The following is a 9887-nucleotide window of genomic DNA, read 5'->3' on the forward strand; positions in this document are numbered from 1 at the left end:
GTAGTTTTGGAGGTCGGTGACCGGGTATAGGCGCAACAATTGCGGTGCTGCTACTTCCGATTTCCATGCGACCAGATCCGTTCCAAGTTCTTGCGGAACTCACTTGCACTCAAAGGTCTCGCCAGTTCCAGTCTACGGAACACACTGTCGATCCGCCAAACCTGAAGACCTCCGAACACCAGGGCGACCAGACCAAGTTGGATTTATCCCCAGTTCAGGTGGTGCATCACCGACTCGTCGCCCACCGCAGTGCTCCAACAGCAATAGAAAGTCCCAACATTGTGTTCCAAGCGATTGCTCTTCGGGCGCTGAGTCGCAGCAGAAAGGGCGGCAGGGTCTTGTGGCGACTCAGCGGGCGGCATCCATTACCGGCACAGCTGTCGGGAACTGCTTGCGCTTGCGCAGCATCTCGGTGACCCGCTGCCGGCCAACTTCATTGTGGGCGGACAGTAGCCGCTGGCGGTAGCCGTTGCGGTGGGTGGACCTCTCATCAGGGCAGCGTTCATGACGCGTGGCTCCAATGGCAGCAGAAACCTCGGCCTCCAGCAGATCCTGGAAGCCCCGGCGCACGATCTCAGGGATCAGGGCGCCAGCGGTGGTGCCCTCCATGAGCTGAGCCAGCTCGGAGGCGCCACTATGGGTAAGGGTGATGGTCTGTGTTCGGTTTGGTGGTAGTTCTCCGAACAGGGTCTCAGACCGGCCTACCCATTGCCACAGCTGATGTCTGAGGGAGGCGAACCGTCAGCCCCGGCTACGCCGGGGCTGATCCCCCTGAGTTACACCACTCCATGGGGCGCCGCTTCATGTAAGCCAGGGGGTATAGCGAAGCCTGTAGAGGCTCAACTTTTGCCGCGCCAGTCTTGGAATACCTGATAAGGTTCGCACTACAATCGGATTGAGGATGCCTGACCCTTGTGTTATAGTGTTGTCGAGAACTTGGCGCCACAAGGCATTTTTATAGATGAACGCAAGAGTGGAAATTTTCTTTTTCGATGATTTCTTAATCGAGCATGAATACTGATGAACCCTCAATGCTGCAATGCGAGGCCAGAGTTAAGCGTTCATCCATTCCAGTTTAAATACAGATTTATTTTTTTTGCAATTAGCTAATATCATGCTCAAATCTGCTAAAAACTTATCACGTTTTCTTGCGCGATGCGCCGGATTAGAGTTTCGTCGCCTACAGAAACCGAAACTTGGCATAGATCCCTTCAACGATCTTCAATATTTTCTGAGTGGTATCACAGAGCCTACAGTCTACGATGTTGGCGCGAATATTGGGCAATCGGTTGATCGTTTTATAAACATATTTCCCCACTCACGAATACATTCTTTTGAGCCAAGTCCTACCACATTCGAACAGCTAAAAGTTCATTGTCAAAGACACTCAAATGTTAGTGCTTGGAATCTTGGTATTGGATCTAGTGATGGAGCTCTTGAGTTTATTGAGAATATACACTCAGACATGAGTTCTTTTTTGCTCCCAAGCAAGCTGGCTTGGGGCGAGGTTACAAACAAAGTAAATACTGAGGTAACAACAATAGACACTTTCTCAAAAGGCCGCAATATCGAATATATACATATATTAAAGTCGGATACTCAAGGCTTTGATTTTGAGGTTTTCAAGGGGGCGGAAGAAATGATGAGTGAAAACAGAATTGGACTTATATATTTTGAGTTCATATTCGCCGACATGTATCAGAACCTGCCTTCCTTTGACCAGGTATTTCGATACCTTACAGATAATGGCTTCCTCCTCGTTTCTTTTTATGGATTTCACTTTCAGAATGATTTAGCGAGTTGGACTGATGCCATCTTTATTAGCAGTAGCTTTTATAAAAAAAGACTTGAAATGGATCTTGAATCCAGCAAATTAATTTAAGGGATTGGGCATTATCTGCTAAAGATAATCTCGAAAACCAGCCCATTCGCGCAAGTATACCCTACGGTTGCAACTGTGGATAGGGTTCATGGGCTGCCTGCCGCCAGCGGCTCAGCTGATTCAGGAACAAGACTCGCTCGCGGGAGTATACATTCAGCTCGTTGGCGTTAAGTCCTGCCGTCTCCAACAGCACAGTGAACTTGTCGGCAGCGCTCCAGCCATCTGGATTCCTTCTCGGATGCCGGCACCACCTCTCCCAGCAACCGCCAGGCCTTCCTCCATTAGTAGAGGGTGATCGCGTGGATGCCCAGCTCTTCCGAAATTCGGGTCACGCTCTGCCTGTGCGGCGGGCTCATCCGCCATCTCAAATCAGCCCTGACGGTTTCACTTTAGCGAAGCATTGGTAATGTCCTCAAGCCCCCGGATGTACTGATCAGAGGGGGGACATCTTTCCTGAACTCTGGGGAGGCATAGGAGGACATGAACCTCATTGACTGGAGTGAGCAGGGTTCTGATTTTTTCGAGGTGCTCTTAAGCACAAATTGAGAACATCTAAATATTGACGGGATACCTTGTGCTTTTCGAATATTGACAGATGGGCCACTGACTTTGCACGTAGATTAGAGCGTAGTTCCTGATCGCTAAGGAGCAATCGCAATTTATCAGTAAGATCGTGAATGTCTCCACGCTTAAAGCTTAGCCCAGCCTGCCCAACTGCATCAACAAGCCCACCACCATCGGAGACCAATGGAACACAACCACAAGCTAAGCCCTCTAAAGCTACGATTCCAAAAGGTTCGCGCCATATGGACGGTATTACCATCACTTCATTTTGATTCAGTAAATCTACAAGTGCTGAGCCCTGTAGAGGTCCAACGAATGATACAGAATCGTCGATATCTAGTCCACGAGCTAGCCGTTCCAGGCTCTGTCGCTCTGGTCCACTTCCAATAATGGTAAGGCGGGCCAATGGAAGGTCTAATTCAGCAAATGAGCGCAACAACAAGTCGACACCTTTATCGCTAACCAACCGCCCAAGAAAAACAATTGAAAAAGGCCGCCTAGGAGAAAGATAGTTCCTGAACAGGTCGTTGTCATAAGGATTTCCAATTACGAGAGCATCACTATACGAATCGATGCGGATGGAATTACTGACGGCAATTACCTTGGTTGCCGCTGACAAAGCGAAGTGTTTTATTAACTCTTCCAGTCCTAGCTTTCCCTTAATATTGAGCAGCCAAGTATGAAGGCTTATTACTAGAGGCTTGCGAAAAATAAGATTAGGCCAGGCTTGGCGGAGTTCAATGTTATTTTGAAAAACAACATTGGCCCACTTGTAGCACTTTAAAAGCTTCAAAACAGATGGATTGCGAATAACCTCAAAAGGGAAACGCAAGCTATCAAGGGATGGGTCACCTTTAGTTTTAGTAATTAGAATTACTGAATGGCCGGCATCGCAAAAATCGTCCGCCAATAATTCGGCTATGGTTTCGATACCTCCAATATCTGGGAAAAAACTATGGGAAGTCATTAAAATGTTCATATTCTATGGGCCAATGGATACAAGGATTAGTCACAAGCAGAGCCACTTTCTTTATGGCATAAATTCTCAGCAATTGCAGCAAGCTTAAGCAGAAAGAAAGCTTGAGGGGGAACTTCGTGCAGTTATCCCAACTAAAAATTGGATTGGTCGATTCCCCTCCCATGGTGCAAATACTGAGGCTCGGTTTTCACTATTTTATTTTGATTGCGCAGGGGGGCTGCATTTGCCACCATGGATCCGCAAATTTGCTTCATTGCATCAAAATGTATCTGGCCGATTGAGATTTCTAGTCTCATCTCTATTTGCAGATGTATTTTGGGCTGTACCCGGGGGCAGGAGCCTATTAAGCCCCAGATCATGATACCTCCCCCTAGGCAGCTGATTGGATCGCAGGCAATACGGCTGCCATCAAGTTGCCAGAACTCCTGCTGCTCAAACATCCCGCCCCCACCCCTCCGGGGGAACGGCCTCCTCTCTTTCATAGAGGTTGCGTCTCGCCCTCCTCGTTGAGCCTCTAAGGCAGGTATTTGATCCAAGTTGTTTTCCAGTGCTGAGCGGGTAGTGTCGGTAAAATAAGTCTTCTCCGTAGCAAAAGGCGAGTACATCTTCTCGGGCTTGCAGCATAAGGCTCTAGAAGTGAGCTCCAAAGTATCAAGCTGGCCTTCGAAAACAGGCCTGCTCTGCTGATACCGCCCATGGTTACCCCGCTCAGCGACTCACACCGCTCCGCGCTGCTCCTGCTGGCGGGCATCACGCACGAGCTGCACCGCCTCGGCCTCAGGAAACTGGAGGGCAAAGCGCGACAGGGCGCGGTGGGGTGAGCTGTTCGCCAGCTTGACTCCATCTAGGCTTGTGGATAGCGGCATCCGTTCTGCCAGGCATGTGTCTGGAAAGCCGCTGTGGGCACACCACTCCCGCACCGATTCCGGGTCAAAAAGCAAAGCCTGGCCCACGGGCCGGGCATCAATAACACCCTTGAGCCAGGCCTTCCTATCGGCCATCTTGTCGATCTCAACAAACACCAGCAGATCGGCCCGCCGCCCCATCCCAGTTGAGGTATTGGGGTGAATCACGCCCCTCCATCAGCTGCCGCACCTGCCTGGTCTTGCCCACCTGCCTGGGGCCGGTCAGCACCACGGCCTTTCGGCTCAGGTCGACCAGCAGCTGCTCCTGCAGGTAGCGACGCATCCGAAGAATCGCCTGCATTGTGTTTCGCGGGCCTGGGCCCGCTACTAGGGTGACTAGCAAGATTCCTAATAATACGATGCCGAATCGTTCCATCAGCATCTCGCTGGATGAGCGTCTCCTCACCCAGCTCGATGCCCAGGGGCCCAATCGTTCAGCTCTTGTGAGCGAGGCTCTGACTCAGTGGTTGACCCAGCGACGCGTCGATGCCCTCCACATCGCCTACGCCGATCTGGCGAAACTGGAGGGTGGCGATCTGAATGCCGCAGGCGAAGACGCCATCACGATGGCGTTTGAGGTATTGGCACAGGGCCTCGATGGCTGAACGCGGTCGGCTCTACCTATGGCCTCGTAACCGCAGCTTCGGCGACAGCAAAGCTAGGCCTGTGCTGGTGATCGCTCCCGATGCCGCGACGCGCCTCAGCCGCCGCTGGGTGGTGCTTCCCCTGAGCACGGAACAGCGACTTGGCGGCAACCCACTGGCCCACATGTTGGAGCCCTCCCCCACCAATGGATTGCGTCAGGCCAGCTTCGTGATGACCTGGCTGCCCACCGCTGTGCACGCCGATCAGCTCCAGGGGCCGCTCGGTCGTCTCGCTGCCGGAGAGCTCAAGGAAATTGCTGCCGCGGTCATCCAGTCGCTTGATCTGCACTGCCAGGAGCCCTGGCAGCCGAATGATGGTCCATAGGATCGCCCCACTAGCGCCCTCCCTGCCCGTGGCTGAGTCCATCGCCGCCACTGCCCCTCCCTACACCAGCCCCCTGAGCCTGCCGGGCGGCACCAGCCTGCGGGGCACGGTGAAGGTGCCGGGCGACAAGTCGATCTCGCACCGGGCCCTGCTGTTCGGCGCCATCGCCGAGGGCACCACACGCATAGAAGGGCTTCTGCCGGCGGAGGATCCGCTTAGTACCGCCGCCTGCCTGCGGGCCATGGGGGTGAGGGTTTCGGCAATCCGCGCCGGCGAAGAGGTGCTCGTGCAGGGGGTGGGGCTCGATGGCCTCCGAGAGCCCGCCGACCTGCTCGACTGCGGCAACTCCGGCACCACCATGCGGCTGCTGCTGGGCCTGCTGGCGGGCCGGCTGGGGCGCCACTTCGTGCTCACGGGGGACGCCTCACTGCGGGGCCGGCCGATGGGGCGGGTGGGGACACCCCTGGCCCAGATGGGCGCGATGATCCACGGCCGCAGCAACGGCAACCTGGCACCCCTTGCCATCCAGGGCCAGGAGCTGCGGGGCACGACTATTCGCACCCCCGTGGCCTCAGCCCAGGTGAAGAGCGCCATCCTGCTGGCCGCCCTCAGCGCCGGCGGGCCCACCACCGTGATCGAGCCGGCCCAGAGCCGCGACCACAGCGAGCGCATGCTGGGGGCCTTTGGCGCCCAACTGGAGGTGGGCGGGCCAGGCAACACCGTGGTAACCCTGACGCCGGGCCAGAGCCTGCGAGGCCAGAGCGTGATCGTGCCGGGCGACATCAGCTCCGCCGCCTTCTGGCTGGTGGCGGGCGCCATCACCCCCGGCTCTGAGCTCACGGTCGAGAACGTGGGCCTCAACCCCAGCCGCACCGGCATCCTCGATGTGCTCGAACAGATGGGCGCCCGGATCACGGTCCTCAATGGCCGGGAGGTGGCCGGCGAGCCGGTGGGCGACCTGCAGGTGAAGCATGGCCCCCTGCGGGCCTTTGAGATCGGCGGCGAGCTGATCCCCCGCCTGGTAGATGAAATTCCCGTGCTGGCGGTGGCCGCCTGCTGCGCCGAGGGCACAAGCCGCATCTGCGATGCCGGCGAGTTGCGGGTTAAGGAAACCGACCGGCTGGCTGTGATGGCCCGCCAGCTCAAGGCCATGGGGGCCCGGATCGAGGAGTTTGAAGACGGTCTGGTGATCAAGGGCAGCACGACCCTCCGTGGCGCCAGCGTCGACAGTGAAACGGACCATCGGGTCGCCATGAGCCTGGCGGTGGCCTCCCTGGTGGCCCAGGGCGAGACGGTCCTGGCCCGAGCCGAGGCCGCTGCCGTTTCCTACCCCGGCTTCTGGGCCGACCTGGCCCGCCTGGGCAAGCCCACCTAGATTCCCGCCCAGTCGCCTGCCCCAGCCCATGCTTGCCGTTGCCGTGTTGGCTGCTGGAAAGGGCACCCGCATGAGGAGCGCCCTGCCCAAGGTGCTGCAACCCCTCGCCGGTGCCAGCCTGGTGGAGCGGGTGCTGGCCAGCTGCGACCAGCTCCAGCCCGAGCGGCGCCTGCTGATCGTCGGCCACCAGGCCGAACGGGTGGAGCAGTCGCTGGCGGACCACGCAGGCCTGGAATTCGTGCTGCAGCAGCCCCAGAACGGCACGGGCCACGCGGTTCAGCAGCTGCTTGAGCCCCTGGCCGATTTCAGCGGCGACCTGCTGGTGCTCAACGGCGATGTGCCCCTGCTGCGGCCCGAAACCCTCGTCGCCCTGCTGGAGCAGCACCACAGCAGCGGCGCCGCCGTCACCCTGCTGAGCGCCAGGCTGGCCGATCCCAGCGGCTACGGCCGGGTCTTTGCCGACCCCTCCGGCGCCGTCAGCGCCATCGTGGAGCACCGCGACTGCAGCGACGAGCAGCGCCTCAACAACCTCACCAATGCGGGCATCTACTGCTTCAACTGGCAGCAACTGGCGGCCGCCCTGCCCCAGCTCAGCAGCGACAACGACCAGGGTGAGCTCTACCTCACCGACACGGTGGCCCTGCTCCGCCCGGCCATGCACCTCGAGGTGACCGATGCCGACGAGATCACCGGCATCAACGACCGGCTCCAGCTCAGCCAGTGCGAAGCGGTGCTGCAGCAACGGCTGCGCTGCCACTGGATGGCCGAGGGGGTGACCTTCACCGATCCGGCCAGCTGCAGCCTCAGCGAGGCCACCCGCTTTGGCCGCGATGTGGTGGTGGAACCCCAGTGCCACTTCCGCGGAGCCAGCAGCATCGGCGACGGTTGCCGCATCGGCCCGGGCTGCCTGATTGAAAACAGCCAGCTCGGTGAGGGCTGCGAGGTGCTGCATTCGGTGCTGCGGGGGGCCAGCGTCGGCCCCCACTGCTCGGTGGGGCCCTTTGCCCAGCTGCGGCCGGGCAGCGAGATCGCCGAACGCTGCCACATCGGCAATTTTGTGGAGGTCAAGAACAGCACCCTGGCCGCCGGCGTCAAGGTGAACCACCTCAGTTACATCGGCGATGCCGACCTCGGCGCCGGCGTGAACGTGGGGGCAGGCACGATCACCGCCAACTACGACGGCGAGCGCAAGCACCGCACCGTGGTGGGGGCTGGCAGCAAAACCGGGGCCAATTCCGTACTGGTGGCCCCCCTCCAGCTGGGCCAGAACGTCACGGTGGGGGCCGGCTCCACCATCACCAGGGATGTGCCCGACAATGCCCTTGCCCTCGGCAGGGCAAGACAATTGGTCAAAGACAACTGGAGAGCTGCCCGCCCATGAGCCCGAAATTCAATTACGAACCGGTGGAGCGCTTCGGCGCCAGCATGACCAGCCCCAGACCCTGGAATACCCAGGCCCTGGCTGGCGTGGAGCTGCTCAACGGCCGGGTGGCCATGCTGGGCTTCGCCGCGGCCATCGCCGGCGAACTGCTCACCGGCAAGGGCATGGTGGGCCAGCTGGCGGCCATGCTGCGCTGGTATTTGGGTTGAGTATCTGGGCTGAGTTGTTAGCCAAAGGAAAAGCCCCGGGTGAACCACCACCCAGGGCCCCTGCCCGAAGGCACAACATCGTGAAATGCTGCTCCGCCTGCATCATGCCAGCTGGAGCAGGGGAATCAGTTGCTCCAGGGCCACGCCGCGACTGGCCTTGAGCAGCAGCACATCCCCGGGCTCCAGCCACTGGCCCAGGGGTACTGCGGCCTCTGCTGGCGTGTCCACCCGCTCCAGCCGGGCCAGGCCCTGGGCCGCCGCCAGCATCGTCTCCCCTTCCGGGCCGCCGTCGACAACCACCAGCCCATCGAGGCCCAGGCTGAGGGCCCGCGCCGCTACCTCTCGGTGCAGGGCCAGGCTCTGGTCGCCGAGCTCCAGCATGGTGCCCAGCACCGCAAAGCGGCGACCGGGCTGGCGGGCCAGTAGATCCAGGGAGGCCAGCACCGCCTCGGGTGAGGCGTTGTAGGTCTCATCCAGCAGCCGCACCCCACCCAGCTCCAGCCGCCGGCTGCGCCCCCCCGGCAGGGCCACCTCCAGGGGCTGCCAGCGGGCCGGTTCAAGCCCCAGCTCCCGGGCCACGGCCAGGGCCAGCAGCAGGTTGCGGGCGTGGTGGACCCCCTCCAGGGGCATGGCCACCTCCACCCCGGCCAGCTCCTCGCCGGCCAGCTTCAGGATCCCGCCGGCCCCATCCAGCTGGCCCACCAAGTCGGCCTGGTGCTCGTGGCCTTCGCCGGCCAGGGCAATCCGCACCACCCGGCCAGCCCACACCCGGGCCAGGGCCCCATCCAGCAGGGGATCGCCAGCCGGGATCACCACCACCCCATCTGGGCGCAGGCCGGCGGTGATCTCGCACTTGGCCGTGGCAATCGCCTCGCGGCTGCCCAGCCGGCCGATGTGGGCCGTGCCGATGTTGGTGATCACCGCCACATCGGGGCAGGCACAGCGGCTGAGTCGCTCGATTTCACCCAGGCCCCGCATGCCCATCTCCACCACCACGGCCGCCTGGGCAGGGGTCGCATTCAGCAGGGTGAGGGGCACGCCGACGTCGTTGTTCTCATTGCCGCTGGAGGCCCCCACTTCCCCGAGGGGGGCCAGGGCGGCCCGGATCAGTTCCCGGGCGGTGGTTTTGCCGGCCGAGCCGGTCACCGCCACCACCGCAGCCGGGAGCTGGCGCCGCCAGAGGCAGGCCAGCTGCTGGTAGGCCAGCAGGGTGTCTGGCACCAGCCAGAGGGGCACTGAGCCCGCCACGGCGGCAAGGGCAGCGGGCGGCAGTTGCTCCACCTGGGCCAGCAGGGCGACGGCACCGGCCTCGAGGGCGGCGGGGAGGAAGGCATGGCCGTCAAAGCGCTCGCCCACCAGGGGCACAAACAGCTGGCCGGCAGCTAGCTGGCGGCTGTCGGTGCAGATCGCCTGCGGCTCGAGCCCGATGCTGGCCTGGTCAGGGGTGAGGGGTCCGGTGACGGGCGGCCCCCAGAGCTGCTGCAGCTTGCCCAGGTGCAAGGCCATCACGGCGAGGCGGGGCCCAGCAGGACCATCCCACTGCCCACCCGGGCGGCCTGGGCCAGAAGGGCCCCGGACCCGTCGAGCAGGCGCAGCCGCTCGTAGCCCAGCTCGCGGCTGCGC

11 protein-coding genes are annotated in these 9887 nt (G+C 60.5%); 6 read left to right on the forward strand and 5 right to left on the reverse strand.

Annotated features, from left to right (window positions below; translation table 11 throughout):
- Positions 1-348: 348 nt before the first annotated feature.
- Complete coding sequence (locus tag KBZ07_RS16325) at positions 349-609, reverse strand: transposase (protein WP_254931729.1); 261 nt, start codon at positions 607-609, stop codon at positions 349-351.
- A gap of 505 nt (positions 610-1114) precedes the next feature.
- Here KBZ07_RS16325 and KBZ07_RS11420 point away from each other — a divergent pair.
- Positions 1115-1882, forward strand: coding sequence for an FkbM family methyltransferase (locus KBZ07_RS11420; protein ID WP_254931730.1), 768 nt, complete (start codon positions 1115-1117; stop codon positions 1880-1882).
- 487 nt (positions 1883-2369) lie between these two features.
- On the opposite strand, the gene KBZ07_RS11425 is transcribed toward KBZ07_RS11420, so the two are convergent.
- The 3 genes from KBZ07_RS11425 to KBZ07_RS11435 all read right to left on the reverse strand — a co-directional run bounded on the left by KBZ07_RS11425 (position 2370) and on the right by KBZ07_RS11435 (position 4631).
- Positions 2370-3425, reverse strand: coding sequence for a glycosyltransferase family 4 protein (locus KBZ07_RS11425; protein WP_254931731.1), 1056 nt, complete (start codon positions 3423-3425; stop codon positions 2370-2372).
- Between the two features lie 716 nt (positions 3426-4141).
- A complete protein-coding gene (locus tag KBZ07_RS11430) occupies positions 4142-4471 on the reverse strand; it encodes a hypothetical protein (RefSeq protein ID WP_254931732.1) in 330 nt (109 codons plus the stop codon).
- Positions 4437-4631, reverse strand: coding sequence for a hypothetical protein (locus tag KBZ07_RS11435; RefSeq protein WP_254931733.1), 195 nt, complete (start codon positions 4629-4631; stop codon positions 4437-4439). The genes KBZ07_RS11430 and KBZ07_RS11435 overlap by 35 nt, the downstream gene beginning before the upstream one ends.
- Before the next feature lie 58 nt (positions 4632-4689).
- On the opposite strand from KBZ07_RS11435, the gene KBZ07_RS11440 reads away from it, so the two are divergent.
- From KBZ07_RS11440 to KBZ07_RS11460, 5 genes are read left to right on the forward strand one after another with little or no spacing between them, the layout of a single operon-like run.
- Positions 4690-4935, forward strand: coding sequence for a ribbon-helix-helix domain-containing protein (locus tag KBZ07_RS11440; RefSeq protein ID WP_254931734.1), 246 nt, complete (start codon positions 4690-4692; stop codon positions 4933-4935).
- Positions 4928-5299, forward strand: coding sequence for a type II toxin-antitoxin system PemK/MazF family toxin (locus KBZ07_RS11445; protein ID WP_254931735.1), 372 nt, complete (start codon positions 4928-4930; stop codon positions 5297-5299). Before KBZ07_RS11440 ends, KBZ07_RS11445 begins: the two co-directional genes overlap by 8 nt.
- Before the next feature lie 28 nt (positions 5300-5327).
- Positions 5328-6674 (forward strand): 3-phosphoshikimate 1-carboxyvinyltransferase, encoded by a 1347-nt coding sequence (gene aroA, locus KBZ07_RS11450; protein ID WP_396124038.1) that lies wholly within the window; start codon positions 5328-5330, stop codon positions 6672-6674.
- Positions 6675-6702: 28 nt separating this feature from the next.
- Positions 6703-8055, forward strand: a complete 1353-nt coding sequence (gene glmU / locus KBZ07_RS11455; RefSeq protein ID WP_254931736.1) for a bifunctional UDP-N-acetylglucosamine diphosphorylase/glucosamine-1-phosphate N-acetyltransferase GlmU — start codon at positions 6703-6705, stop codon at positions 8053-8055.
- Positions 8052-8264, forward strand: coding sequence for a chlorophyll a/b-binding protein (locus tag KBZ07_RS11460; protein ID WP_254931737.1), 213 nt, complete (start codon positions 8052-8054; stop codon positions 8262-8264). The genes glmU and KBZ07_RS11460 overlap by 4 nt, the downstream gene beginning before the upstream one ends.
- A 102-nt stretch (positions 8265-8366) precedes the next feature.
- Here KBZ07_RS11460 and murF read toward each other — a convergent pair whose 3' ends face one another.
- Positions 8367-9770 (reverse strand): UDP-N-acetylmuramoyl-tripeptide--D-alanyl-D-alanine ligase, encoded by a 1404-nt coding sequence (gene murF / locus KBZ07_RS11465; protein ID WP_254931738.1) that lies wholly within the window; start codon positions 9768-9770, stop codon positions 8367-8369.
- Positions 9771-9887 lie beyond the last annotated feature (117 nt).

Source organism: Cyanobium sp. BA20m-14 (assembly GCF_024346295.1).